This window comes from uncultured Campylobacter sp. (genome assembly GCF_938030145.1).
Taxonomy (GTDB): domain Bacteria; phylum Campylobacterota; class Campylobacteria; order Campylobacterales; family Campylobacteraceae; genus Campylobacter_B.
Map to the genome: position 1 here is coordinate 1 of NZ_CALHGM010000010.1, position 24,705 is coordinate 24,705.

General features: G+C 48.5%; 22 protein-coding genes and 2 pseudogenes. 6 read left to right on the forward strand and 18 right to left on the reverse strand.

What is annotated here, in order from left to right:
* The first annotated feature begins 35 nt into the window (after nucleotides 1-35).
* Nucleotides 36-920: a tetratricopeptide repeat protein gene (locus Q0323_RS02965; RefSeq protein ID WP_298051321.1), complete on the forward strand. Its 885-nt coding sequence runs from the start codon at nucleotides 36-38 to the stop codon at nucleotides 918-920.
* 90 nt (nucleotides 921-1,010) lie between these two features.
* Here the strand turns inward: Q0323_RS02965 and Q0323_RS02970 are convergent, their stop codons facing one another.
* The 9 genes and pseudogenes from Q0323_RS02970 to Q0323_RS03010 form a co-directional block, all read right to left on the reverse strand.
* Nucleotides 1,011-1,499 (reverse strand): threonine/serine exporter family protein, encoded by a 489-nt coding sequence (locus Q0323_RS02970; protein ID WP_298051363.1) that lies wholly within the window; start codon nucleotides 1,497-1,499, stop codon nucleotides 1,011-1,013.
* A 1-nt stretch (nucleotide 1,500) separates the two neighbouring features.
* A complete protein-coding gene (locus tag Q0323_RS02975; protein ID WP_298051365.1) occupies nucleotides 1,501-2,304 on the reverse strand; it encodes a threonine/serine exporter family protein in 804 nt (267 codons plus the stop codon).
* Nucleotides 2,305-2,740: 436 nt separating this feature from the next.
* Entirely contained in the window at nucleotides 2,741-4,123 is a 1,383-nt protein-coding gene (locus tag Q0323_RS02980; RefSeq protein WP_298051322.1) for a peptidoglycan DD-metalloendopeptidase family protein, read from the reverse strand.
* Nucleotides 4,120-4,935: a hypothetical protein gene (locus tag Q0323_RS02985; protein ID WP_297895762.1), complete on the reverse strand. Its 816-nt coding sequence runs from the start codon at nucleotides 4,933-4,935 to the stop codon at nucleotides 4,120-4,122. The genes Q0323_RS02980 and Q0323_RS02985 overlap by 4 nt, the downstream gene beginning before the upstream one ends.
* Nucleotides 4,922-5,611 (reverse strand): ATP-binding cassette domain-containing protein, encoded by a 690-nt coding sequence (locus Q0323_RS02990; protein ID WP_295152369.1) that lies wholly within the window; start codon nucleotides 5,609-5,611, stop codon nucleotides 4,922-4,924. The genes Q0323_RS02985 and Q0323_RS02990 overlap by 14 nt, the downstream gene beginning before the upstream one ends.
* Nucleotides 5,599-7,719 carry a tRNA (guanosine(46)-N7)-methyltransferase TrmB gene (gene trmB / locus Q0323_RS02995; protein WP_298051323.1) on the reverse strand — a complete coding sequence of 707 codons (2,121 nt, stop codon included), beginning with the start codon at nucleotides 7,717-7,719 and terminating at the stop codon, nucleotides 5,599-5,601. Before trmB ends, Q0323_RS02990 begins: the two co-directional genes overlap by 13 nt.
* 3 nt (nucleotides 7,720-7,722) lie before the next feature.
* A complete protein-coding gene (locus Q0323_RS03000) occupies nucleotides 7,723-8,388 on the reverse strand; it encodes a fibronectin type III domain-containing protein (protein ID WP_298051325.1) in 666 nt (221 codons plus the stop codon).
* Nucleotides 8,318-8,644 (reverse strand): annotated as a pseudogene (locus Q0323_RS03005) (RluA family pseudouridine synthase); the annotation flags it as partial. The gene Q0323_RS03000 and the pseudogene Q0323_RS03005, both read right to left, overlap by 71 nt.
* A 693-nt stretch (nucleotides 8,645-9,337) precedes the next feature.
* Nucleotides 9,338-9,967: pseudogene (locus tag Q0323_RS03010) on the reverse strand (RluA family pseudouridine synthase); the annotation flags it as partial.
* Nucleotides 9,968-10,020: 53 nt separating this feature from the next.
* Here Q0323_RS03010 and Q0323_RS03015 point away from each other — a divergent pair.
* On the forward strand, nucleotides 10,021-11,127 hold the full coding sequence (locus Q0323_RS03015) for an FtsW/RodA/SpoVE family cell cycle protein (RefSeq protein WP_298051326.1): 1,107 nt from the start codon (nucleotides 10,021-10,023) through the stop codon (nucleotides 11,125-11,127).
* 104 nt (nucleotides 11,128-11,231) lie between these two features.
* On the opposite strand, the gene Q0323_RS03020 is transcribed toward Q0323_RS03015, so the two are convergent.
* The 9 genes from Q0323_RS03020 to Q0323_RS03060 form a co-directional block, all read right to left on the reverse strand.
* Nucleotides 11,232-11,558 carry a hypothetical protein gene (locus Q0323_RS03020; protein WP_298051327.1) on the reverse strand — a complete coding sequence of 109 codons (327 nt, stop codon included), beginning with the start codon at nucleotides 11,556-11,558 and terminating at the stop codon, nucleotides 11,232-11,234.
* On the reverse strand, nucleotides 11,555-12,247 hold the full coding sequence (locus Q0323_RS03025; protein ID WP_298051329.1) for a hypothetical protein: 693 nt from the start codon (nucleotides 12,245-12,247) through the stop codon (nucleotides 11,555-11,557). Before Q0323_RS03025 ends, Q0323_RS03020 begins: the two co-directional genes overlap by 4 nt.
* Nucleotides 12,248-12,917: 670 nt before the next feature.
* Nucleotides 12,918-14,720 carry an N-acetylmuramoyl-L-alanine amidase gene (locus Q0323_RS03030; protein ID WP_298051331.1) on the reverse strand — a complete coding sequence of 601 codons (1,803 nt, stop codon included), beginning with the start codon at nucleotides 14,718-14,720 and terminating at the stop codon, nucleotides 12,918-12,920.
* Nucleotides 14,704-15,792, reverse strand: a complete 1,089-nt coding sequence (locus Q0323_RS03035) for a nitronate monooxygenase (protein WP_298051334.1) — start codon at nucleotides 15,790-15,792, stop codon at nucleotides 14,704-14,706. Before Q0323_RS03035 ends, Q0323_RS03030 begins: the two co-directional genes overlap by 17 nt.
* Nucleotides 15,792-16,997 carry a tyrosine--tRNA ligase gene (gene tyrS / locus Q0323_RS03040; RefSeq protein ID WP_298051335.1) on the reverse strand — a complete coding sequence of 402 codons (1,206 nt, stop codon included), beginning with the start codon at nucleotides 16,995-16,997 and terminating at the stop codon, nucleotides 15,792-15,794. The genes Q0323_RS03035 and tyrS overlap by 1 nt, the downstream gene beginning before the upstream one ends.
* A 14-nt stretch (nucleotides 16,998-17,011) precedes the next feature.
* Nucleotides 17,012-19,204 (reverse strand): RelA/SpoT family protein, encoded by a 2,193-nt coding sequence (locus Q0323_RS03045; protein WP_298051338.1) that lies wholly within the window; start codon nucleotides 19,202-19,204, stop codon nucleotides 17,012-17,014.
* Entirely contained in the window at nucleotides 19,182-19,400 is a 219-nt protein-coding gene (locus Q0323_RS03050; protein ID WP_005872285.1) for a DNA-directed RNA polymerase subunit omega, read from the reverse strand. Before Q0323_RS03050 ends, Q0323_RS03045 begins: the two co-directional genes overlap by 23 nt.
* Before the next feature lie 23 nt (nucleotides 19,401-19,423).
* On the reverse strand, nucleotides 19,424-20,143 hold the full coding sequence (gene pyrH, locus Q0323_RS03055) for a UMP kinase (protein ID WP_005872284.1): 720 nt from the start codon (nucleotides 20,141-20,143) through the stop codon (nucleotides 19,424-19,426).
* Nucleotides 20,144-20,207: 64 nt separating this feature from the next.
* Nucleotides 20,208-21,551 carry an apolipoprotein N-acyltransferase gene (locus Q0323_RS03060; protein ID WP_298051340.1) on the reverse strand — a complete coding sequence of 448 codons (1,344 nt, stop codon included), beginning with the start codon at nucleotides 21,549-21,551 and terminating at the stop codon, nucleotides 20,208-20,210.
* Here Q0323_RS03060 and yajC point away from each other — a divergent pair.
* The 4 genes from yajC to Q0323_RS03080 are packed head-to-tail and all read left to right on the forward strand — an operon-like array spanning nucleotide 21,527 to nucleotide 24,696.
* Complete coding sequence (yajC, locus tag Q0323_RS03065; RefSeq protein WP_005872282.1) at nucleotides 21,527-21,799, forward strand: preprotein translocase subunit YajC; 273 nt, start codon at nucleotides 21,527-21,529, stop codon at nucleotides 21,797-21,799. The genes Q0323_RS03060 and yajC overlap by 25 nt on opposite strands.
* Nucleotides 21,789-23,393, forward strand: a complete 1,605-nt coding sequence (secD, locus tag Q0323_RS03070) for a protein translocase subunit SecD (RefSeq protein WP_298051343.1) — start codon at nucleotides 21,789-21,791, stop codon at nucleotides 23,391-23,393. Before yajC ends, secD begins: the two co-directional genes overlap by 11 nt.
* Entirely contained in the window at nucleotides 23,377-24,345 is a 969-nt protein-coding gene (gene secF, locus Q0323_RS03075) for a protein translocase subunit SecF (protein WP_297902803.1), read from the forward strand. The genes secD and secF overlap by 17 nt, the downstream gene beginning before the upstream one ends.
* 9 nt (nucleotides 24,346-24,354) lie before the next feature.
* Nucleotides 24,355-24,696, forward strand: a complete 342-nt coding sequence (locus Q0323_RS03080) for a DUF6394 family protein (protein WP_005872279.1) — start codon at nucleotides 24,355-24,357, stop codon at nucleotides 24,694-24,696.
* The last annotated feature ends 9 nt before the right edge of the window (nucleotides 24,697-24,705 follow it).

Genomic DNA, 24,705 nt, shown 5'->3' on the forward strand with positions numbered 1-24,705 from the left:
GAATTATTTTCTACTTTTAATTTAAGGAGTTAAAGATGAAAAGGGGTTACAAAATCCTTTTGGGTGTGTTCGCCGTTATCGGCGGGATTTTTTGTGTCTTGCTAATCATAGGTTTTGTAGGTTCAAAGCTGCAAAAATCTACGCTTGAACAGTGCGAAGGCGGCGATGCGATGGCGTGTTATTCAGTAGCAGTCGACTATAGAATTGGTGATGAGGGCAAAGGAATTGAAAAAGATCTTCTTAAGGCTGTAGAATATGAAGAAAAAGCATGCGAGTTGGGGTATTTTCAGCAATGTGAATCGATTGCCTTAAATGCCGATATAAATGGCGATATGGAAAGGGCAAAGAAGTTCTATCAAAAAGCCTGCGAAGTAGGTAAAAATAATCCTAAGGTACAAAACAGCGCTAATGACAAAAAAACTTGGGAAGAAGCATGCAATCGCCCTATGTCAGCTAAAGACGAGATAGCGGACTACGTTAAAAAATGTGAGGGTGGAGACATGGACTCGTGCAATCTCGCAGGCTACATCTACGAAAGTGGAGAATCAATCACTACGAAAGAAAAAATCAGACCCGATTACGCTGAAGCTATGAAGCTATATAATAAATCCTGCGACAATAATAACTCAGGCGGCTGCTTTTCGGTAGCTACCATGATCATCAACAAACGCGGCATAAAAGGCTCTCCATATCAGTATGCCGACAAAACTAAGGCATATCTCAAAAAAGCATGCGATGCAGAAAAAGATCCGATATGGAACGCATGTGGGCTTTACGCTATATATGAGACGGATATAAAAGAAATGAGGCAATACTATAAACGCGCTTGCGAGTTAGGTAAAAAGACCGATATGAGCCGAAACACCGTAAAGGAAGAAAGCTTAATCCGAGATTTCTGCGCAAAAGGCTCGGGTTTGTAATTTCCCAACCTCTAAAATTGCAGCAGGTAGGATAAAATTCTAGATTCTGCCTGCTCGTAAATTTACGAAATTCTAAATTTATTCAAAATTCTACTTCCTAGCCCCTCGCGTCGTCATCAAAGACTGCTCGTAGAAAATTAGCAGCGTTATCGAGACGCCCGTGCCGAGCGCCAGCGAGATCGAGACCGTGGCGAGGGCGTTGTCGAAAAACGAGATGAGATGAGCGAGCTTTTGCTCTGCGCCCGCGGCTTTGATATAAGAAAACAGCGCCAAAACCGCCTTGTAGGCGTAAATGCCGGGGATCATCGGAAGCAGCGCGGGAAAGGCGATGATCTCTGCGGGCACCTTGAGGCGCTTGGCGCAGAGCATTCCCAAAACGCCGATCAGAAACGACGCAAAAAGTGTCGCGGCAGCGATCGAAAAAATTTGGCTTTGAATCAGTAAAAACCTGCACGAATGCGCTACCGCGGCAAGCAGCGCCGAGAAGGCAAGCGTCTTTTTGGGTGGCATGCACGCATACGCAAACCCGAGTCCCGCCGCAGCGGCAAAGCAAGCATCCTTAAATACCAAAAGCGCTATATCAAACATTTACGAGCCCCAAATTTGAGATGCTAAGCGTCAGAAAGAGTCCGATCGCGATGCAGATGATCAAAAGCCCCGTGTTTAGCCCTCTGCTGATGCCTACGAGCATATTTTCGTTTAAGATGTCAAATACCGAGTTGATCAGCCAGACGCCGGGGATCAAAAAGAGTATGCTCGATCCCACGGCGACGTCGGGCGTGGCGCTAAGCCCGTAGCGAGCGCCTAGCGAGACGATGAAGGATGCTGCGAACGAAACTGCGATGTATTGGATTTTTAGGTTGATTTTAAGTTTGCTAAGCAGATGGCGGGCGCAAATTCCAAAAGCCGTAGCCGCAAAAACTAACGCCATCGCGCCACCGTCACTGCCAAACAGCTCGCAGAATGCGGCGTTTGCGACGCTGAGCAGAACGAGAGTTTTGGCAAAGCTTTTCTTCTGCGAGGCTAAAATTTCTGCAAATGCGGCTTTGGCGCGCGCAAAAGGGATTTTTTCATCGTAAATTTCCCAGCTAAGCGCGCTTAGCTCCGAGATCAGATCGAAGCTGATCTGCGCCGCAGCGCCCGTTTTGACGTAGGTGCGGCGGATAGAGTTGTCCGCAGGATCCATCACGCTGATGATGAAGTGGCGCACAAAGATCATCAGGCTAGCCTCATAGTCGTAAGCGTCCGCTATCCTGCGCACGCAGCGCTCGATGCGCGCGGTGTAAGTGCCGATACTAAGCATCTTGGCGGTGTATTCACTAAGAAAATTGGTAAGCTCTTGGATTTGCGGTCTCACCGCTTCTGCTTCTTTTGCTGCCGCCATTTCTGTTGTCATTATTTCCTCCGCTACTCTTGTAATCTCAATATCGTTTTGCGCTGTTTTCGTCGTTTTTACTTCTACGACGCTCGTTGTAGCTTCCTGTTTTTGCGGCGCCGCCATCGTTTTTGATGTCGCTACGATGTCCGTCGTCGCGGAATTCTTATTTTTAAAATTTAATGCAGCGGCAGCGCCCGTGGAGGAATTCTCACTATTTAAATTTGGCGCGCCAACAATACCTGCGGCAGCAAAGCTTCGGCTGCTTAAATTTTGATCGTTCAAATTTAACGTCGCTTTGGAATTTACGTCATTCAAATTTAACGTCGCCGCAGAATTTTCATCGCTCAAATTTAACTCGCAGTCCGAGCTTTGCTCGCTTAAATTTAAACTTTCAGCGTCCTCGCAAGATTCGCTAAATTTAGAATTTCCCCTGCCCACGGCTTCACCTCAGACTTATGAGATCGAGCGGGTTGATGTGGTAGTTCTGCTGCGTCACTTCAAAGGTCAGATCCGAGCCGATGCGCCCGATGATGTAGCCCTTTTTGACGTTGGAGCCGACGCGCACGGTAGGCGGGATCTGATTTAGATGCGCGTAGATCGTGTGGATGCCGCCGCTGTGCTCTAGGATCACGACCTTATCGAGCACGGCGGTTTCTTTGGCAAAGACCACCTTGCCCGGTAGCACCGCCTTAACCTGCGTGTCGCCGCTGTTTGAGCCTAGCACGATATTTTCGTTGAAAAGCTTGATGTTATATACGGGATCGTTGTAATTACCGAATTTCCGCTTCAAATACGCGCTGTTCAGAGGCGCTGCGGTTTTGGCTCCGCTGTATTTTTTAACGCGCGAGGACTGATAGCTCGAGCCGTACTGCTTGACCTTCTGGTTGATTTTGCTTACGCGCTCATCCGCAGGCTCGCTCACTTCGGGCTCGGGCTCGCTAGGAGGCGCAGGCTCGGGCTTGCCCGCCTTTTTGGCAGCCGCCTTTGCTTTGGCGTACTCTTTTTCGCGCGCCTGGCGCTCCTTTTGCTTCTGCGCTTCAAGCTTCGCTTGGCGCGCCGTTTCCTCCTTCTGCGCTTTGGCTTTTTCCTCGGCGTCGTCGATGATCTTAAGCTCCTGCAGGGTCTTAGATATGGCGTCTTGCTCGTCGTTTATCTTCTCCAGGCGCGCGATGTAGTCCTCTTTGTCCTTTTTCATCTGTGCGAGCTTCTCTTTTTGGGTGGTTTGCTTGGCGTTGAGATCGGTTTTTTTCTTGTCGTAGCCCGCCATGCTTGCCTGGATCGATTTGATCTTTTTGTTCTGCTCGTTGATAAAATTTTGATTATTTTCGTAGTCTTTGATCAGCCCTTTAAGCTCGTCGTTCATAACGATGCCAAGCCCTTCTAAAATTTCGCTAGCCACGATAGAATCGGGCGTGGTGGTGGAATTTACGTCGGTGATGAGATCAAACGATAGCTCTTGCGAGATCACGCTTATGATCTTGCTCTCCAGTTCGCTTTGCACGCTAAGAAGAGTGGCATTTTGGCTATTGAGCTTCTCAAGCTCCTGCGCTTCGGCGGCGTATTGATCCTTTAGGCCTTCGATCGTTTCGCTTAGCTGTTTGATCTCGCCCTCGCGCTTTTTAAAACTCTCCTGCTCCTTTACGATTTGGCCCGCGATCTCGTCGATCTTTTGCGAGAGCTGTATCCCCTCCTTTTGCGAGCTTTTGAGCTCTTGACCCGCTTTGGCGATCTTATCTTTCGTGCTTTGACCCTTTGCGGGCGCGGCATAAGTAAGAGCCGCGGCAAGCCCCAGCGCAAGAAGCGGCGCTAAAAAAGCCCTTTTCATGCTCGTTTATTTCCAATTTGCAGCATCACAAAACTTACCGCGATGATAGATAGTGCCAAGGCAACACTCAAAAGGATCAGTGCGTCGTAAGGCAGCACTATGGCGGTGCGTAGATCGCCGATACCCTTAAGCGTTGTCGAAAACACCTCCCAGCCTGGAAGCGCAATGTAGAAGCAGGTCACGATCAGCGTGGCGATGAAGGAGTCTATTATCGCCATCCGGTAGAGTTTGCCGCTTTTTATCAGAAACGACGCGCCGAAAAGCTCCATGATCTCGATGCGCTCTTTGTGTTCGTAAACCCAGATACGCATCTGGCGGTGAATTAACATCACGCCTAAAAGCACGATGAGAAACGCAAAGCCATAAACGAGGCTTTTGATAAGCAGTAAAATTTTAAAAATTTCATCGTGGGTTTTTTTAAAAATTTCTACCCTCGTAAGCGAGCCAATAGATTTTAGATCCTGCTCGATCTTGGCAAGCTGCGCGGCGTCGGGGAAGCTTTCGAGCTTAACGCTATAAAATTTAGGCAAATTTTTACTAAGCTCGGCAAAGGCGTTTTGTGAAATTTTGCCCTTCAGTCGCTCGGTTATGCCCGCTGTGGAAATTTCGCTAATCGAGCTGATTTTAGGCACTGCTTTTTGCGCGTCTTGCAGGCTGAGCGGAGTTTTAGAGACTAGCACGATATTGTATTCGTTTTGGATCGAGCGCTCGTAGCTTTTGGTTAGGTTACTCATAAAAATTCCAAACTGCACGGAGAAAAGCAGCGCGACGAGCGAAAAGATCACGCCGAAATGGGTTTTAATCGATTTCATTTACTTTAGCGTCCTTAATCTCAAAATGTCGGTGCCTAAAACGCAGCGTGGCGGGCATTTTGTGCGTTACGATGACGACGCAGGCGTTCCACGACTCGCACGCCGAGCGCAGCAAATTCCAAATAATGGCGCTGGAGTAGTCGTCCAAATTTCCCGTAGGCTCGTCGCACAGCAGCAGGCGCGGATTGTGCGCCATCGCGCGCGCCAAAGCCACGCGCTGCTGCTCGCCGCCGCTAAGCTCGAGCGGATACTTGCCCATCTTATGCCCGAGCTCGACGTGGCGCAGTAGCTTTTTGGCTTGGTCTTGGCAGACCTGCTGATTGTAGCCCATTATCATTAACGGAAGCATTATGTTGCGCTCGATCGTCCATTCGTTGATCAGGCGGTAGTTTTGAAAAATAATGCCGATGCGCTGGCGCAGGGTGCGCAGATCGGAGTTTGTGATGCCCTTTAGATCGCACAAGCAGACGTTCAGCTCGCCGCCGATGATGTCGATGCCGCCGTAGAAGGACTTAAGTAGCGTGGATTTGCCGCTGCCGCTCTTGCCCGTGATGATGACGAAGTCCTTCGCGCCGATGCCGAAACTAGCGTCTTGGATGACTGCGCCCGCCTTTTCGTAGCCCAGCGTGAGGCCTGCTGCGGTGATGATGTTGTAATCGTCCGTTATCTCTGCCATTGTGAAAATATCTCCGAAATTTTTTGATGTGCCGCGTGATTTTCGCGCGTAGGAAGCGGGCGGCGGATGAAGTAGCTCGTGCCGCTTTCGTTTGCGCGGATGAAACACTGCTGCGGAAAGTCGAATGCCCCGAGCGAAAGCAGGATTAGCACGTCTTGCGGCTCGGCAGTGCACGGCTTGCTTTGCCGTTCGTTTTGCGGCTCGGCACAGCTTGGTTCGCTTTGCCATTCGTCTTGCGACTTAACGCGGCTTGGTTTGCCTTGGCATTGCTGCTCGGCACAATTTAATTCGCCTTGGTGTTCGGCTTGTAGCTCGTCATGGCTTGGCTCGCTTCGGCGCTCGACTTGCGACTTGATAGAGTTTGACTTATTTTGTAATTCTGCTTGCGGTTCAGTAGCGTGGTTTAGCTCGTTTTTTAGTTCGGCTTGCGGCTCATTTTTGTAAAGCGCAGCGCTTGCTTTTTTTAGAATTTGCGTAGCGTTTGCTTCGTCTGTGCGAGTCGCATTTGGCGTGACACTCTCTTTTATTGCACTGGTTGCCGAGAATGAGCCGACCGCATTCGGTACATTGTTTGTATCTATTGTGCCGATCGCTGCGGGCGTAGTGCTCGCACCTGTCGCGCCGATAGCCGCAAGCGCACCCTCTGTGCCGCTAGCATTTAGCGCGCTGCTTGTTGCGATCTGCTCGCAGGCTAAAGCGCGTTTTTCGCCAGGGGCAGTGCGGCTAAATTTAGTGCTTACTGCGACATTTACCGAAACATTACCCGTTAAATTTACGTAGTTTGAGCCCAAGCAATTTTGATTTAAATTTACGCTCTCTTTTACGCCCGTTTCATCCACGCGGTTTGTATTCAGTGGGGCGCTCGCTTTTTTTAGAATTTGTGCAGCGTTCGCGCAAGTTGAAATTTTATCGCACGCTGTCGTAGCTAAAATTTTGCCGCCGCCTGACGAAATTTCATCCATGCTCGCGCGCTCGGTTAAATTTTTGCCGCGCGTCGCGTCTAAATTTATAGCTTCGTCGTTTATAGCTTCGCCCGCGCCGCTTAAATTTACGCCGCGCTCCGCGCAAGTCCCGCCCGCGTCCAAGCTTTTCTGCGCGTCAAAGTAAAAAATTTCCTCAAAATGCACGAAAAAATCCTCGCCTTTGAAGGTGAAATTTTTAAAATTTCGCGCTATTGCCGCCGCGTCAAATTTTAAAAATTCCATCTCAAACTGCTGTGGCTCGGCCTGGCCCGCGGTTTTATTCTCGTAGATCAGATCGTAGATGTCTTTGTCCATTTTGCGCCATCTATCCTCGTATTTGCTCGCTACGGCGGCGTCACGGTTTTTAAAATGCGAAATTTCGCCCGCTTTGCGCTGAACGTAGGGCGAGAACTTTTGCATTGCGTAGAGGAAGTACTCCTCGCTGTCGGTGCGAAGCTCGAAGCGGCCGCCGCGCCCGAGCGTGCGTGCGATCTGTGAGGCGAACTCGTCGCTTATGACGCGGCGGTGCGGCGCGTCGTCCCACGGCACGGGGAAGTGCAAAAATACGCGCTGCAGGCAGCCCGCGGGAAGCAGGCTCAGCAAAACCCGCGCGTCGGTGGCTATGAGAGCGATGTTTTGCAGCCCTTCGCGGATCGCTAGTTTTGCGACCTGTTCGATCGCGGGCTTGTAAATTTCGATACCGATTAGCAGCGCGTCTTGATTTGAGCGCGCTTGATGAAGCAGGTGTCTGCCCGAGCCGAAGCCGATCTCAATGAAAATTTTATTAAATTTAGAGCTTTTTACGAGGGATAAAATTTCATTCTCGTCCAAAATCAGCGGCGTTTTTTCGGTAAGCGAGCTGTCTTTGTAAGCAAACGCCTGCGAGATTATTGGTCCGCAGAAGCGCTCTTTAAAAATTTCGAGCGCTCGCTGCAGATGACCGATTTTGGCGGGCTTGGTGATCTTTTCGCCTTTTACTATCACTTTGCCGCCGCTGGGCTTTAGGGTGATAAAAAACTCGCTATCAAAGCTTTTAGTTCGCACGAGCGTTAAATTTCTGCCGCGCGCCGTTTCTAAAAATTCGGTCTCGCCGAGCTTAATCGGCAGCGGCGGCAGGCTCACACTTTGGGTTATGAAATTTGGCAAACTTTATTCTGCCTGCGCTGCGGCAATGACTGCACTAGGCTTGGACAGCTCTCCGTTTTCGGTTTTGACGGTAATGCGGTATTCATATCCTTCGCCGTAATCGATATTGTCGATATATTCAGCACTAAGTCTGCCGCGAACCTCTTTAATCGTGCTCCACGACTCGCCTCCCTTAGGACGGCGCTCGATTAGATAAGAGCTTACTCGAAGATCCGGATGCGGGCGCCAGATGATCTTAACGCGGCCCGGAAGCCCGTAGATAGCCTGCGCAAACGGCACGGACTCTAACATCTTTGCTGTGCTTGCGATAGCGACCGGAGAAGGAGCCGAAACGCCCTTGGCGCCGTATGTGCGCACCGTGTATTTATACGAAGTGCCCGGCTGCAGCCTCGTATCTACGTAGTGGGTGGAGTATGGATCTGCGATAGTGGCGATCTTTTTGGCTTCGCCGCCGCTTGCGGGCGCTCGATAAACGACAAAGCCCAATACGGCGGTATTGCTGTCGTATCTAGGCCACTCAAGTCCGATCTCATTGTCGCTCGTGATCGTCCTGATGCCCTCCACGCGCGGCAGGCTTTCGTCGCTTGCGCTAGGCGCGCTAGACGTAGCGCAGCCAGCCACTAATATCGCTAAAGTAGCGCTCAACGTTAGTTGGTAAAATTTTTTCATAAATTTCATCCTTTACCTTTTGATTTGTCGTAAAATTTAGAAATTCGCTCGGCAAGCCCGCGCATATTTTCACCTCTTTGCCGCTTCGCGGATGGATGAAATAGAGCAAATAGGCATGGAGCAAAATCCTGCTAATTTTAGCGTTTTCGCTCTTAAATCCGTATAAATGATCGCCCAAAATGTGCCGATTTATCGAGCTTAAATGCACGCGGATCTGATGCGTGCGACCCGTGAAGAGCTTTGCCGCGACAAGATTAAAGCTCTTTAGGTTTATCGGCGGCAGGTTTTGGTTTTGAGCTGGATTTTTAAAATTTAAGGCTTTATTCTCGGCGAGACGGGCTGCTTTGGTTTCATTTGCGCTCATATCAGCGGTTAAAATTTTATCTACGTTGTCCGCGCGGCTGCTTGGAATTTTATCTATGCTTTGGATTGAAATTTTATCCGCACTCCGCATGCAATTATTTGAAATTTCGTCCGCGTTATCCGCGCCTGCGTAGTCGTTTAAAATTTCATCCATGCCCGCATTCTTGCTCGCGCTTGCGTCGGTAGTCGAAATTTTACCCGTGCCTACAGCTAGGCCTGCATTTAAAATTTCATTCCCGCGCACGCTCACGTCGGTCGCTAAAATTTTACCCGTATCTGCATCCCTGCTAGCGCTTAAAATTTTATCTCCGCCCGCATACATAGCCGAAATTTTGCTCGTGCTCGTAGCTGCGTCTGAAATTTTATCGGTAGCGCCCGTTGAAATTTCATCCATAGCGTCGCCCGAAATTTTGTCTTCAGTCGAAATTCTACTTGCGCTTGCGTTCGCAGCTAAAATTTTATTGGTAGCTGAAATTTTATCCGCCCCCGTGCTCTTGCCAGCAGCCGTGCCATCGCTCGCATTTAAAATTTCATTGCACCTCTCGGCGGAGTTTTGAAGCTCGCTTAGTTCCGCTCCGCTTAAAATTTCATAAAACGCGCTCTTTGCACCGCGTCCGCCAGGTACGATCCCCATTTTTAGGCGGTTTGCTGGGTTGCGAGCGATCGGGCGCTCGATCACGCAGGGCTCTTTCAGAGGCAGGTCGATGAGCGCGAGGTATATCCGCCCCATGCTCTTATCGCTTAGCTGTGCCGATAGCGCGGCGTGCGCGGCGTTGTTTTTGGCGACGAGCAGGGCGCCGCTGGTGAGCTTATCCAGGCGGTGCACGATGCCCGCGCGAAGCTCGCCGCCGAGCGTGGAAAGCAGATAGCCGCGAGACTTGAGCCAGTCCACGAGCGTGGGCTCTTTGACGCTTGCGGCGGGGTGGACGGTAAGGCCCGCGGGCTTATTTACCACGAGCAGATCCTCATCCTCGTATAAAATTTCAATGTCGAAGTTTAGCCTCTCCGCGCCTGTTTGCTGCGGCGCGGGCGCGGGGTAGTCGATGTGCACGAGCTCGCCTGCAGATAGCTTGTAGCCGGGCTTAGTTTGCACGGCTCCGTCCACTTTGACCGCTGCAGATTTGATTAAGCTTGATATTTGATTGCGCGAAATTCCAAGCTGCGAGCTTAAAAAAACGTCGAGTCTTTCGCTGCATTGTGATATTAGATTATCCAAATTTATACCTTTTTTGGCTATTCTTACGTCAAAATTTTAATTAGGATTAAGCGTTGTTTAAAATTGACAAAAAGATTTTAGCATATTTTGATTTCATTCAACCTTTTTTAATCGTGCCGATAGTGGTTTTTTCATACGTTTTAATAAGCGAGGCAAACGACGTGCTGTCCTCGAAGCAGGTGGTTTATTTCGGCGTAGGATTTGCCGTTTTTACGCTGTTTTTTCTCTTTCCGATACGCAAATTTTTATATCTGATCCCGATATTTTATTGGACCAACATCATATTGCTGCTCAGCGTCGATTTTTTCGGCGTTAGCAAGCTAGGAGCAAGGCGCTGGCTGGAGATTCCTTTCGTGCATTTTACGCTGCAGCCCAGCGAGGTGATGAAGCCCGCGTTTATCCTGATGCTGATGTATCTGATACACAAAAATCCGCCGCCGAAAAACGGCTACGGGCTCAAGGATTTTTTGCGCCTTAGCTTTTACATACTTCTGCCTTTTGTTCTGATCGCAAAAGAGCCCGATCTAGGCACCGCCGCGATACTTTTTTTGACGGGATTTGCTATTCTTTTTATCATCGGCGTCGATAAAAAAATTTGGCTTACGCTGATCATCGTTTTTGTGGCCAGCTCGCCGATTTTGTACGAAAACATGCACGATTATCAAAAAAAGCGCATCGCCGATTTTATCAGCGAGGAGCCCAATTACCAGGTCAAGCAGGCGATCATCGCTATCGGAAACGGCGGCATCTACGGCAAGGATAGGGATGAAGCGACGCAGACGCACTTTAAATTCTTGCCGATTGCGACGAGCGATTTTATCTTCGCTTATACGATCGAGCGCTTCGGCTTCGTGGGGGCTGCCGCGCTGATCGCGCTGTATGCGCTGCTGATACTGCATCTGCTGAGCCTGAACTACGATTTCAAAAGCGATTATCTGATACGGGTCTTTACGAGCGCGCTTGCCTCGCTCATCTTCATCTACGCGGGCGTCAATATCTCGATGGTGGTGGGTTTCGCGCCCGTCGTGGGCGTGCCGCTGCCGTTTTTCAGCTATGGCGGCAGCAGCTTCATCACCTTTATGATCCTTTTTGGAATTTTGCAAAATTTGCTGACGTTTAGGATGAAGGATAACTACAAAACCTACAAGATCAGGATGTAAATTTAGCCCGCACGGATAAATTTTGAAATTCTACAAAATCGCGCGAGGTTTATTTTAAGCTTCGGCGGCGAAATTAAAGTGGAGGCGCTAAATTTTAAAACTCGCTACAAAATCACGCCGATGCCGAGTGTAAAGACCACCGCGAAAAAGGCGTATGTAAAGGCAAATTCCAAAGTTTGCGAATTAAAAAATCCGTAGTACAAAACGCTCGTGAAAAATCCGCCCACGAAGGCTACGGCAAAGATCCCGATCCGCGCCGCGACGGGCTTTGCACCGCAAAATTTGTATAGGTAAAAAACCCCGCAGAAGCTGATCGCAAACCAGATCATCGCAGGCACCGGCCCGCTTAGGCCTATCATGCCGAAAAGATTGGCTAAATTTAAAAGCAGTAAAAATATCACCACAAGCGCGATCAGCGCGGATTTGATCATCTATCGCGCCTTGCGTCGTCTGCGGAATTTTCGTTCGAATCTAGCTTGAAATTTTCGCCGCCCTGATTGAAATTTTGCGAGGAATTTTCATCCGCGCCGTCTTCGCCCGCGCCGTCGTTTGAAATTTTAAAATTTTCGTCGGAAATTTCATCTGCACCGCTCGCAGAATTTTCACCGAGATCGTCATTGGAATTTAAAATTTCATCGCCGCTTTTAAAGTTTAAAATTTCATCCGTCGCGGCGCTTTTATTTTGCGGCTCCCGCGCCTCTTTTGCGCTGCCGAAATCCGCGTCTTTTAAATTTGCGCCCTCATCTAAATTTTTAGAGCTTTCGTCCGCAGAATTTTTATAAGCTTTGTTTGAAAATCTTTTGTGCTTGATCTGTAGATAAAAGACGAAAGCGACGAACGCCACCGCCGTGATCGCGATGTAGTAGCGGTTTTCGAAGAGCAGCGCGCCCTCCACTAGCCCCGAAAACAGCGCCAGCAGCGAGGCGGTAAGAAACGGAAAGCGCACTACATCTTTTTCGCCGATCGCTAAGGCGATGAGCGCGACGCCGAATATCGTGGCGTTTAGCAGCGCGCCTAGGACTTTGATCTCGGCAAAAAGGCTCGGATTGACGCGCGAAGTGACGTAAAGCGCGAGCGCGACGGCGGCGAAAAGCAGGATAAAAAATACGATTTTTTTCATTTTGGACCTTTTAAAATTTATCTTTAAATTTACGATTCAGATGCGCCTTTTATGCGCATAGAGCGCAAGTATCGGCGCATTACAACTACCGCGTTCGAGACATTACGCAAATATTGCGCGTCCTGCGGACATAGCGCGAAATTTTAGGGTGCGACCGTGCTGTTTTAAGCGCGACTGGTGCAATATACACGCTCATAACTTAAACGCAATCCTAATTGCGCGGACGCGGTTTGAAACACGATTCGCATTAGGCGCGACAAAATCGCTATTTTTCGCGCGACTTAAATGCGATTCTGTCGGTAAATTTTACTGCCAGCCGCACTCTGCTGCGTCAAGCGGCGCCAAGTCCGTGCTTTAAAATTTTATGCCGAGCCGCGTTAAAATTCCGCGCCTAAGCTGTATATATCCCTAGCTCGTGGCGCCGCAAGACGCTCCGTAAAATTTTACTCGTCAGCAGTAAATATTCGGCACGCGGGCGGAATTTTGCGCGCAGCACCGCACGTTTTGTTTTAAATTTAGCGCGGCGGGCTTTAAAATTTTAAATTTACCGCTTCCGCGCTCTGTTTATCCGCAAGAGCTATCGCACCTGCTAAAATTTATCTGCGGAGCAAATCTTAGCGCCGAAATAAAATTTCATCTCGCTCGTAAAATCGCAGCGCGTAAAATTTCATCACTTGTTTTTCTGAAAGTACGCGTCCACGCCGTTTGCGATGCCCTGTGCGATGCGATCTTGATAGGCACTTTTGCCTAAATTTTTACCCTCCTGCGGGTGCGTGATGTAGCCCATCTCCACGAGCACCGCGGGCATCGTAGCGCCCACCAGCACCCAAAATGGCGCCTCGCGCACGCCGCCGTCTCTGCTCGAGAAGCTCTTTTTGACCGAGCTTAGCATATAGCTTTGAATATCGATGGCAAGCTTGTTTGAAGAGATTATCTTCTCGCGATTTAAGAAATTTAGGAAGGTCTGCTTCGAGAAGGTATTCATATCCTCCAAATCGCCCTTGTTTTCGAGTGCTGCGGCGTTTTTACTGCGCTCGCTTCTAGCCGGGCTTAAGAAAAAGGTCTCCACGCCGCTCATTTTAGATGCCGCGCTGGCGTTAGGAGCGGCATTTGCGTGGATCGAAATAAACATATCGGCATTTCTTTTAGCGGCGAAAGCGGTGCGCGACCTTAAATTTATAAACACGTCGGTGCTGCGCGTGTAAAGCACCCTATAGCCGCGTTTTTGAAGCAGCGCGCCGAGCTTTTTGGATGTGGCTAGTACGATATTTTTTTCCTTCAGCCCGTTTCCGACCGCGCCCGAATCGCTGCCGCCGTGACCCGGATCAATTACGATGAGCTTGCCCTTGGTCGATTTGTAAATTTTACCGACGGCCACGGACGCGGTTTTGGCACCTTGCGCATCATCTATCGTGCTGATTTGCGGCTCGCTATCTTGCTCGCGTCTGCGATTGCGCCCTGATTTTTGATCCTTGTTTTTTTCTGCGCGCGCGGATTTTGCGGCTTTTAAGCCTTCAGCCGTACTTAAAATCATCATATTGCCGCTAATTTCAACGTTTGCGTTAAATTCTTTCGGGTCGCTAAGTACGATGCGCACGGTCTTATCGTTGTATTGCGAGACGCGTACATCGCTAACAAAGCTATCTTTAAGCCGCGTTTTTTGTGACTTTTGCCGCGCGCTAAAATCAATCACGAAGCGAAAATTATCGCTACTTGCGATCGTAAAATCTTTATAATCGCCGCGCTTTAGATCGCGGTTAAACTCAAGCACGATCTCATTTTTATCGCCGCGCAGAGAATTTAACGCAAGCTGGGCGTTTTTGTCCGCTTTTTTGACGCTGCTTTTTCTAAGCTCGCTGCTTTGATCTGCGGACTCCTCGTCATACTCGTTTTGCGCGATTGCGTCCTCGCCGCCATCGTCCTCCTGGGCGTCTACGGCCTCGTCCGCGCCGATCGGTCTAGTCGAGCGTAAAAATTCCAAATCTTCTTTAGATAGCGAGCTTAAATCGGCTTCTTCTGGCGCGCGCGTATTTTTGAGATTTTTGGAAGTGGAATTTTTTGAATTTTTAGAATTTTTGGAGGCGGAGGCTTTGGGGCTATGCGCTAAATTTGAAGTGTTTTTCTCGTCCGAGCTTTTGGAATTTTTTGCGTTTTCATCTTTGAGTTTTTTAGAATTCGTGCTGCTATCGCTTGCTTTGCCTTCTAATTTGGCTAGCGCAGATTCATAAGGCGAGGAGTCAAGCCCTAAATTTTTCGAGCTGTAAACCAATCTCTTTAGCGCTTTGATGCGAACTTCTTTATCGGACGCGCCTTGGTAGAGCGATTTTAGCTCCTTGTGCAGCGAGCGCTTATAATTTGGCGTCGCTACGATGAAATCCTTGTCGAATTTCGCAAAAAACGCCTCGCTCGAAGCTCCAAACGCCAATACGCAGCTAAAAGCCGCGATTAGAAAAATTTTAACTATCTTCGCCATTTACAAGTTTTTCTATCAATTCCTTCACGGATATTATCTCGTTTAATCGCCAACCGTTCGCGCCGGTAAAAAACAGACCGCTTTGCGTTTTGCCCAGATACGCGTCGCTTAGGCGGTCTGCGATGCAGTATCCTACGGCGTTAGCGCCTTTGCCGCGCTCGCATGGGCTTACGCAGTTGCTGATACAGCGGATCTTAGGCGCCGTGCCTGCGGCGATCATATCTTGCAGATTGGTATGAATGCCGCGCGCGGGATAGCCTACGGGCGATTTTAGAAGCCGGATGTCTTCTTTTTTGGCATTAAGAAGCACCTGCTTAAATTCCTCCGCGGCGTCGCATTCAAAGGTACCGATGAAGCGCGTGCCCATCTGCACGCCGTCCGCGCCCAAAGATTTCACGCGATCGATGTCGGTTCTATCCCAAATTCCGCCTGCGACAAATAGCGGGAAGCTGCCCCATTGCGAGATTTCTGCTTTTACTTGCGGGATTAGATTATCCAGCGCAAACGCCGGATCGCCGCACTGCTCGTAGGTAAAGCCCTGATGCCCGCCGCTAAGAGGGCCCTCGAGCACTACGGCGTCGGGAATTCTGTCGTAGCGCTGCTTCCAGCGCTTGGCGATGATCTTAAGGGCCTTGGCGGAGGAGACGATAGGCACGAGCGCGACGTCCGGGGTATCTGCCGTAAATTCCGGCAGATTGGTAGGAAGCCCGGCGCCGCTTATGATGATGTCGATGCCGGCCTCGCACGTGTCGCGCACGATGCGTTCGTAGTCGTTCGCCGCGCACATTACATTCATCCCCAAAGGCGCATTGCCACAAATTTTACGGGCGTTTTGCACGATGGTAAAAAGCGCCTCTTTGCTATAAAAATTCTCGCTTTGATATGGTCTGCCCTCGAGCGATTTTTTGGCAAATTTAAGATTTTCGTAGTAGCCGGTGCCGACCGAGCTAATGACGCCTAGACAGCCGTTTAGGCTGACATTGCCGGCAAGATTATCCCAGCTGATACCAAGTCCCATGCCGCCTTGAATTATCGGGTGCGCAATCTCGTGTTTGCCTATTTTTATACTCATTAATCCACCTTTAATTTAGCGAATTTTTTCTTTCCTACTTGGAGTGTATATTCGCCAGAGCTAAGCTGAAGCTGCTCATCTAAAATTTTATTTTGATCGATACTGACGGCGTTTGATTTTATCAATCTGCGCGCATCCGAGCTAGAGACTGCGAGCTTGCAGCTAATTAACGCCTTTACGATCCATGCAGGCGAGCTTACGTGATATTCCTTGATCTCGCTAGGAAGCTCGCCGGCGCCGTGGACGCGGTCAAATTCCTGCTTGGCTTCAAAGGCGGTGTTTTCGTCATAAAATTGCGTGACAATCTCGGAGGCAAGCTCCTCCTTAACCGCCTTAGGATGGATCGAGCCATCCGCTACGAAGCCTTTTATTAGCTCAATATCTTCGCTGCTTTTTTGGCTTAGCAGATTATACCAATCCCACATTAACTCATCGCTGATACTCATCACCTTGCCGTACATATCATGCGGCGTATCGGTTACGCCGATGTAGTTACCAAGGCTCTTGCTCATCTTATTCGTGCCGTCAGTGCCTACCAAAAGCGGCATCATAACGACGCTTTGTTCTTTGCCGACATCATAAATTCTTTGCAGCTGGCGACCCATTAGAAGATTAAATTTCTGATCGGTACCGCCAAATTCTATATCGCATTTCATGCAAACGCTGTCGTATCCCTGTAGCAGCGGATACATAAACTCGCTGATGCTGATCGGCTGCTCTGCCTTGTAGCGCTTCTCGAAGTCGTCGCGCTCGAGCATCCTGGCAACATTGAAAGTACTTGATAGCTCGATCATTCCGCTAGCACCCAGGCGGTTGGTCCATTCGGAATTAAACATCACCTTGGTTTTGGCGGGATTTAAAATTTTAAAGACCTGCTGCTCGTAAGTTTTGGCGTTTTGCAGCACGACTTCGCGTGCTAGCTTTTTGCGAGTCTCGCTCTTGCCCGTAGGATCGCCGATTTGAGCGGTAAAATCACCGATTAGAAATTGCACGATCGCGCCGTGGTTTTGTAAAAACGCGAGTTTATTCAGAACGACGGCGTGTCCTAGGTGTAGATCCGCAGCAGTGGGATCCATGCCGATTTTGACGTAAAAGACCTCGCCGCTGTCGTAATAGCGCCTAATCAGAGCTTCGATCTGCTCTTCGCCGATGATCTCCGCGACGCCGCGCTTAAAATTTTCCATAATGCCTTGAATGTCAGCCATTTGCTCTCCCTTATTTAGTTTTTATATACGTCCGTAAGCGATACGAAATCCACGATTTTAAAGCGGTTTTTGAGTTTATCTTTAATCTCCGTGGAGTCTAAATTTTCATTTAGCTCGATGATGATCTCAAAATAATCTGACGTCGTTTCGCTATTTTCGTTGAGGCTTATCGACACCAGATCGACCTCGAGCTTGACTAAATAGTTCAAAAACGTCGCCAGCGAGCCGCGCTTGTTTTCTAAATTTAATATGATCTTGTAGCGGTGCGGCGCATTACGCGTCCATTTTACGAAGATCATCTCATCGGTTTTGATTAGCTCGCTTGCACGTTCGCACAGCTTATGATGCACCGTTACGCCGTGTCCGTTGCGAAAGCCGATGATGTCGTCGCCGCGCTTTGGGTTGCAGCAGTAATCAAACTCAACCTCGTCGATTTTAAAATTTGAATACACCACGATGTTGTCAAATTTTTGCTTCTCGATCTCATACTTGCTGCGAAATTTCATATTGAAAAATTTCTCTTTGAGCGGGTATTTTTTCAGCGCGTTTACGACGTCTTTTAAAAATACCGAGTCGTAGGCAGCTTTGCCGATCTTTTTGCTTAAATTTTCTTTTTCAAGCCAGCTTAGAATGCTCTCCTTGCTCGTCGTAAAGATCGCGCATAAAATTTTAATCGCTACTTCAAAATTTATATCTCTGATCTTTTGCTTGCAAAACGCCTTTATCGTCGCGCGCGCCTTGCCGGTTTTGACCGAGCTTAGCCAACTGCAGCGGTAGTGCGGCTCGCTTCCGGTGATGATATGGACGATGTCGCCGTTTTTAAGCTCCGTTAGCAGCGGCACTTTGACGCGGTTTATAAAGGCCTCGGTCGCTTTTAAGCCCACTTGAGAGTGTATCTCGTAGGCGTAATCAAGCGCCGTGGCGCCGCGCGGCAACGTAAAAATTCCGCCCTTGGGAGAATACACAGCGATATCCTCGACGTAGAGGCTATCTTTGGCGTATTCGTAAAGATCCTCGGCATTTGCGTCGTCCTCTTCCTGCATGCCGATGTCGTTTAGCCAATCGAGCTTCGGATTGATCGAGCCGCTATATTTATATTTCCAGTGCGCAGCGACGCCGAATTCCGCGGTATTATGCATATCGAAGGTGCGGATCTGCACCTCTACGATCATACTTTCGTTAAAAACGGTCGTGTGGATCGTCTGATATCCGTTTTGCTTCGGTAGCGCGATATAATCCTTAAAGCGCGATATGAGCGGATTAAATTTAGTATGGATTATACCCAAAGCCAAGTAGCAATCCATCGGCTTTTGCACGATGATGCGAATGGCTAAAAGATCGAGCACCTCCTCGATCGAAATTCCTTTGCGCTGCATCTTTAAAAAGATCGAGTAGTAGTGTTTCATTCGCTTCTGGATATCGAAGCCACCCTCATTAAAGCCGTTTGAGAGCATATACTCCTTGATCTTTTCGCTAAATTTACTAAGATTCATCTGAAGCTGCTGCTTATGCTCCTCGACGTAATCGGCGATCGCCGAGTACTCTTTAGGCATAACGTATTTGAAGCTAAGATCCTCAAGCACGTTTTTGATCGATGAAATTCCAAGCCTGTGCGCGATCGGCGCGTAAACCAAAAGCGTCTCCTCGCCGATACGTTTTTGCTTATCGGGGCGGAGTGCGTCTAGGGTTAGCATATTGTGTAGCCTATCGCAGAGCTTGACGACTAGGACGCGCTGATCGTTAATGGAGATCATCAGCATCCTGCGGAAGGTAAGTGCGGTGGTGCGAAGCTTGGCGTTACTATCGCCGGATGGAGCTAATTTATCCTCTCTGATGTTTACGATTTTAGTAAGCCCTTCTACGATTTTGGCTACTTCGTCGCCGAATCTTTGTCTAACCTGCTCGATGCTGTAATCTGTATCCTCTACTACGTCGTGTAGTAGCGCAGATATCACCATTGCGTCGTCTCCACCCATAAAAGATACGAAGCAGGCTACCAAAATCGGATGGATCGCATACGGCTCGCCGCTTTTGCGAAACTGCCCGTCGTGCTGAGCGATGCATAAATTTATAGCATCCACCAGTAACGGAGTGGGCTCTTTTAGATTATAAAGCAGCTGCTTGGCGCTTTGAATGTCTTTGGTATCGGCGACATCGTCGATGAGACTTTCTAAGAAGTTATCATTAATCCTTGTCAACGATTCCATCTAATGCGATCTTACCTTCGGCTAGTTCCAAGATTGCTATATCGGCAAATTTCATCCTGCGAGTATCTACGTTATCTATTAACGGTGGTTCACCTGCAGCTAGCTGCTCGGCGCGTTTGCTTATCATCAAAGATAGCTTATATCTATCTCCGCCCGTTACTTTTAAAGCCTTGGCTACTATTTGTTCGGTTCTCATCAATTCTCCTTAAATTTAAAATTTTAGTTTTTTACGATCGAGCAGGAGCTTAGATCTCCGCCATCGACGATTTTGTATAAATTTCCGCTCTTAAACATATTGCACACGATGATCGGAAGCGCATTATCCTTAGCAAGCGCGATAGCCGTATCGTCCATCACCCTGATGTTGTCGTGCAGGGCTTGATCGTAAGTGACTTTGGAAAGCAATTTGGCGTCTTTAAATTTTTGCGGATCCTTATCGTAGATCCCCATTACCTTGGTTGCTTTTATGATAGCGTCGGCTCCGATCTCGATCGCGCGGAGAGTGCCCGCAGTATCGGTCGTGAAGAATGGATTTCCCGTGCCCGCGGCAAAGATCACGACGCGGCCTTTTTCGAGGTGCCTTTTAGCGCGGCCGATGATGAAGGTCTCGCAGATCGCTTCCATCTTTATAGCGCTTTGCACACGCACATCCATGCCTGCGTATTCTAGCGCCTCTCTCATCGCGATTGCGTTGATGACGGTCGCTAGCATACCCATATGATCGCCGCTGGTGCGTTTGATGATACCGCTAGCTGCGGCGCTTACGCCTCTTATGATATTGCCGCCGCCGATTACGATGCCTACTTCGATGCCGCCTTCTACGAGCTGCTTGATCTCTTTAGCGATAAATTTTAAAATTTCGCTGTCAATCCCAAAGCCGTTCTCTCCCGCTAGCGCTTCACCCGAAAATTTTACGAGTATGCGATTGTATTTAGCCATAAATTTAGCTCCTAATAAAATTTTAAAATATTACCCAAAAGTCGTTTAAAAATAACTTTTTAGGCTATTTTAGATGATCTTTAAGGCGGTTTATCCAGATCTTTTTCGGAGCGATTATCTCGCTAGCGCTGCCGTTTACGGCGTGATAGATCAATGTGCCGTGCAAGCTCGCGTAGTAGCGGATTATGAGGCGCTGCAAATAGGGCTCGTAGCTCGGCACGAACCAGCCGTTATTGCTGATCGCTACGACGTATTTGGGCGAGCCCTCGTAAAGCTCTGCGCGCGTAGCCTCGTAGCAAACGGCGCTTCTTACGCTTCGCCCGCCAAGCTCGTAGTCGCTAAAGCCGCTAGCTGTGGAAAAATCGGTCGCGCCGCCTAACAGCACGCGGTTGATAAAATTTCGCGCAAATTCCGGCAGCGGCACCATTTCGCCAAACGGCACCAAAATGTGCTTATCGAAGCGCTTCATTTCCCCGTTCGCAAAAAGATAGGCGCTGTTGTAAAATTTCCCGTCCTCATACGCTTCCGCGCCCGCTACGATAGTAATTGCGCGCGATTTTTCCTTTAGAGCTTCAACTAGCGCATTTTCTAAATTTAGCGGCATCGCAAAGGCACTCTCGGGCAAAATTATCGCGTCTTGTCCCTCTGCGATCGCATCGTCTATGCGGGCCAAATTTGCCAACGCGGCGGATAAAATTTTATCTTTTGCCCAGATGTCATGCTGCGAAATATCGGTGTTTGCGAGTGAAATTTTAATCGGTAGTGGCTCGGGCTCTTTTTGGCTGAATTGCAATGCGCAGATCAAAAACGCCGTGAAAATTAGGGCGTTAAGCTTAGCCGCCGCACCGCACCCCCGTAGATACAAAACCGCGCAAAGCCCCGCTAAAATCAGAGCCAGCGCGCTAAGATCGGCTCTGAAAATTCCATGGCTTAGCAGCAGTTCAAAATTTAGCCAATCAAAGCCGAAAGGGTGGATAAATTTCAGCGCTAAAAGACACGCAGCGCGCAAAACGGGCGCGTCAAAGATCGCAAAGATGCGGAAAATAAAGGCATAAACGAGACAAATTCCAAGAATTTCAAGCGGGATCAGAAACGCAAGATTGAAATAGATCAGGCTGAAGCTGATCCAGTGCATCCACAGTGCGCCGATAAAAAATCCGCACCAAAACCACTCCGCCTTGCTTGCTTTTAGTAGATAAAAAAGTGCTGCTATCGCAATTAGAGGCGAGAAAAATTCCGCCGCCAGAGCGCCTAAGCCGTCAAATTTAGAGCTTAAAATTTCTACGAAAATAAAATTTGAAAGCGCAAGAGCAAGAACAAAGCCTTTATTTATGTAACTTAATGTAAAATAGCTACTTTTTAAATTTCTAATGAAGGAAACACATGGAACAAGGAAACTTCTTTGCATCAATCCTGCCTATCGTCGTAATCTTTGCGATTATGTATTTTTTGATTATCAGACCGCAGCAAAAGCAGGCCAAGGATCATAAAGCGATGGTCGATGCGCTCGGCAAAGGCGATAAGATCATAACTAGCGGTGGCATAAAATGCACGGTCGTGAAAACAAACAATGATTTTATCACAGTTAAGCTTAACGATGAGGTCATGGTTGAGCTGGATAAACAATTTGTGGCAAGAAAATTAGATGAGCAGTAAAATTTCATACCGTCTGCTGATCTTTTTGGCTGCGGTTATTTTTTCGGCGATTTTTGCCGCGCCTTCGATCTTTCAGACCGAAAAGGGAAGCAAGATAAACTTGGGTTTGGATCTGCAAGGCGGCCTACATATGCTTTTGGAAGTTCAAAGCGACGAGGCGGTCGTTTCAAAGATCAAATCGATCGCTGCGAGCGTCAATTACGCCGCCAAGCGCGATGATCTGCTGATGGACGGGCTAAAATTGGAAGGTGATTCGTTCGAGTTTGAAATTTTAGACGCGGACGAGGCTTCTAAATTTGATGCAATTTTGCATAGTGCGGCAAGCGGATTAGACATTCAAAAATCTGGCGAAAAATACCGCGTCACGCTAACGCCGGAGGAGGTCGAAGCGACTAAAAAGTACGCGATCGAACAGGCCGTAGAAACTATCCGCAACCGTTTGGATCAATTCGGACTTGCGGAGCCGACGGTAGCAAAGCAGGGCGAGAGCTATATTTTGGTTGAGCTTCCGGGTGTCAAAAGTGCAGCGGATGAGCAACGCGCCAAGGATCTGATCGCCAAAGCGGCTCACTTGCAGCTTATGGCGGTGGACGACGTACGCCAAGACCGCGCGCAGACTATCAGCGCAGCGGATGCCAGAGCTTACGGCGACGTGATCTACCCGGACGTTAAAAATCCGAATTACAAGTATCTCATAAACGAAATTCCGGTGCTTGATGGCGCGATGCTAGTTGATGCGAAGGTCGCTTTCGATCAGCACACCAACCAGCCGATCATAAATTTTACGCTAAACTCTCAAGGCGCTCAAATTTTTGGCGATTTTACCGGCAAAAACGTCGGCAAGCGTCTAGCTATCGTACTTGATGGCAAGGTTTACTCCGCACCGCGCATAAACGAGCGTATCGGCGGCGGCAGCGGTCAGATCAGCGGTGGATTTAGCGTCGAGGAGGCGCACGACGTAGCGATCGCGCTTAGAAGCGGCGCGCTTTTGGCTCCGGTCAAAGTATCCGAAACTCGCAGTATCGGTCCTAGCCTAGGACAAGATAGTATCGATAAAAGTATGGCAGCGCTTAGTCTTGCAGCGGTTGCGATTTTGATCTTTATGATTTTATACTACGGCGTAGCGGGGCTTTTTGCCGATATCGCGCTTGTAGTCAATATTTTATTTTTGATCGCTTGTATGGCGCTTTTTGGTGCAACGTTAACGCTTCCTGGAATGGCTGGAATCGTACTAACTATCGGAATGGCCGTGGATGCGAACGTCATCATTAACGAGCGCGTTAGAGAGGTGCTAAGGACGGGAGTTTCAATCCGCCAAAGTATAAATAAAGGCTATGAAAATGCGATGAGCGCGATCGTGGATTCAAATATCACTACGTTAATTACTTCTGCTGCGCTTTATGCTTACGGCACGGGTCCAGTGAAGGGCTTTGCCGTCACGATGAGTATCGGTATCGTAGCGTCGATGATAACGGCTATTTTAGGCACTCACGGAATGTTTGAGCTAGTAATAGATAAGATGGAAAAAAGCAAAAATACCGCGCTTTGGCTCGGTTATAAAGTAAGAGGAGGCGCAAATGCAAGTGTTCGATAAGGGTAAAATTTATGATTTTATGAAATTTAGATATTTTACCTTCGCGCTTTCTGCTGTTTTGATAATAGGCTCTATTGCGCTGTTTTTCATTAAGGGCATTAATTACGGTATCGATTTTAGCGGCGGTACGCTCATTCAGGTTAAATACGACGCCAAAGCGCCGCTTGATGAGATCAGAAAGCGCTTCGAAGCGGCAAATTTAGGTAATATCAACGTGACGGAATTTGGTAGCGATCAAGAAGTTACGATTAGATATTCAGGCGCTGCGAGCGAACTGGGTGATAATCCCGCCTTAGCGGCGCAAAAAATTTTGCAAGGCAGTGGAAACTTCGACATTCGCAAGGTCGATATCGTAGGTCCTAAAGTTGGCGAAGAGCTTCGCACAAACGGAATTTTAGCGGTATGTGTGTCGTTTGCGCTCATTTTGGTTTATATCACCCTGCGGTTTGAGTGGAGATTTGCGGTCGCCGCAGTGCTATCGGATCTGCACGACGTCGTAGTTGCCGTAGGTGCGATGATTTTAGCCGGCGTGGATTTCAACCTTGAAATTTTAGCCGCACTACTAACCATAATGGGCTACTCGCTTAACGATACTATCGTTGTTTTCGATAGAATTCGAGAGGGTGTAAAAGATAGTAAATCGATTAAGCTTGACGAGGTTATAAACGAATCAATCTCTCATACGCTATCGCGCACGTTGCTTACTTCGCTTACGACTCTCATCGTCATCGTGATTTTATTCGTCTGGGGCGGAGAGATGATACACGGCTTTAGCTTCGTGATGCTAATAGGCGTCATAGCAGGAACATTCAGCTCCGTATTTGTAGCTGCTCCGATGCTGATTTTGTTTAAATTTAACGTCGAGAAATACCGCGCATTTTTGGCTGAAAAACAGCGCCGTATCAAAGAGAAAGAAAAGAATCGCGCCATGTATGAAAAAGGCACGGTGTAAGGATAAAAGATGAACTGGGGAAGGGTAATTTACATATTTTTTGCGCTTATGAGTATGACTACGATAGGCGGGTTTTTGTATGAGAAGAATGAAATTTTACTTTTCATAGCAACCAGCGTGAATGCAGTCTCGACGCTTTTGAAAGTAGGCGTGCGAAATATGCTAGCAGCTGAGCTTTTTGCAAGCTCGCTCGTTGCGGATCTGCATCTCATACCGGCGTTCGTTTTGATTGTAGTAGCTCCGGGAGATCTGTCGATCGTGACCTCGCTTGCCATCGGCGCGCTACTTGCAAACTTTTTCTCGCTAATTTTAATAGCGATCGAATCGGCAAAAACTAAAGACGAATTCTAGGAGCGCAGA

Bases quoted from the DNA above. Each gene is read 5' to 3' on its own strand.
- Q0323_RS02965 (WP_298051321.1), top strand. From the start codon at position 36: ATGAAAAGGGGTTACAAAATCCTTTTGGGTGTGTTCGCCGTTATCGGC.
- Q0323_RS02975 (WP_298051365.1), bottom strand. From the start codon at position 2,304: ATGGCGGCAGCAAAAGAAGCAGAAGCGGTGAGACCGCAAATCCAAGAG.
- Q0323_RS02980 (WP_298051322.1), bottom strand. From the start codon at position 4,123: ATGAAAAGGGCTTTTTTAGCGCCGCTTCTTGCGCTGGGGCTTGCCGCG.
- Q0323_RS02985 (WP_297895762.1), bottom strand. From the start codon at position 4,935: ATGAAATCGATTAAAACCCATTTCGGCGTGATCTTTTCGCTCGTCGCG.
- Q0323_RS02990 (WP_295152369.1), bottom strand. From the start codon at position 5,611: ATGGCAGAGATAACGGACGATTACAACATCATCACCGCAGCAGGCCTC.
- Q0323_RS03000 (WP_298051325.1), bottom strand. From the start codon at position 8,388: ATGAAAAAATTTTACCAACTAACGTTGAGCGCTACTTTAGCGATATTA.
- Q0323_RS03020 (WP_298051327.1), bottom strand. From the start codon at position 11,558: ATGATCAAATCCGCGCTGATCGCGCTTGTGGTGATATTTTTACTGCTT.
- Q0323_RS03025 (WP_298051329.1), bottom strand. From the start codon at position 12,247: ATGAAAAAAATCGTATTTTTTATCCTGCTTTTCGCCGCCGTCGCGCTC.
- Q0323_RS03030 (WP_298051331.1), bottom strand. From the start codon at position 14,720: ATGGCGAAGATAGTTAAAATTTTTCTAATCGCGGCTTTTAGCTGCGTA.
- Q0323_RS03035 (WP_298051334.1), bottom strand. From the start codon at position 15,792: ATGAGTATAAAAATAGGCAAACACGAGATTGCGCACCCGATAATTCAA.
- tyrS (WP_298051335.1), bottom strand. From the start codon at position 16,997: ATGGCTGACATTCAAGGCATTATGGAAAATTTTAAGCGCGGCGTCGCG.
- Q0323_RS03045 (WP_298051338.1), bottom strand. From the start codon at position 19,204: ATGGAATCGTTGACAAGGATTAATGATAACTTCTTAGAAAGTCTCATC.
- Q0323_RS03050 (WP_005872285.1), bottom strand. From the start codon at position 19,400: ATGAGAACCGAACAAATAGTAGCCAAGGCTTTAAAAGTAACGGGCGGA.
- pyrH (WP_005872284.1), bottom strand. From the start codon at position 20,143: ATGGCTAAATACAATCGCATACTCGTAAAATTTTCGGGTGAAGCGCTA.
- yajC (WP_005872282.1), top strand. From the start codon at position 21,527: ATGGAACAAGGAAACTTCTTTGCATCAATCCTGCCTATCGTCGTAATC.
- Q0323_RS03060 (WP_298051340.1), bottom strand. From the start codon at position 21,551: ATGCAAAGAAGTTTCCTTGTTCCATGTGTTTCCTTCATTAGAAATTTA.
- secD (WP_298051343.1), top strand. From the start codon at position 21,789: ATGAGCAGTAAAATTTCATACCGTCTGCTGATCTTTTTGGCTGCGGTT.
- secF (WP_297902803.1), top strand. From the start codon at position 23,377: ATGCAAGTGTTCGATAAGGGTAAAATTTATGATTTTATGAAATTTAGA.
- Q0323_RS03080 (WP_005872279.1), top strand. From the start codon at position 24,355: ATGAACTGGGGAAGGGTAATTTACATATTTTTTGCGCTTATGAGTATG.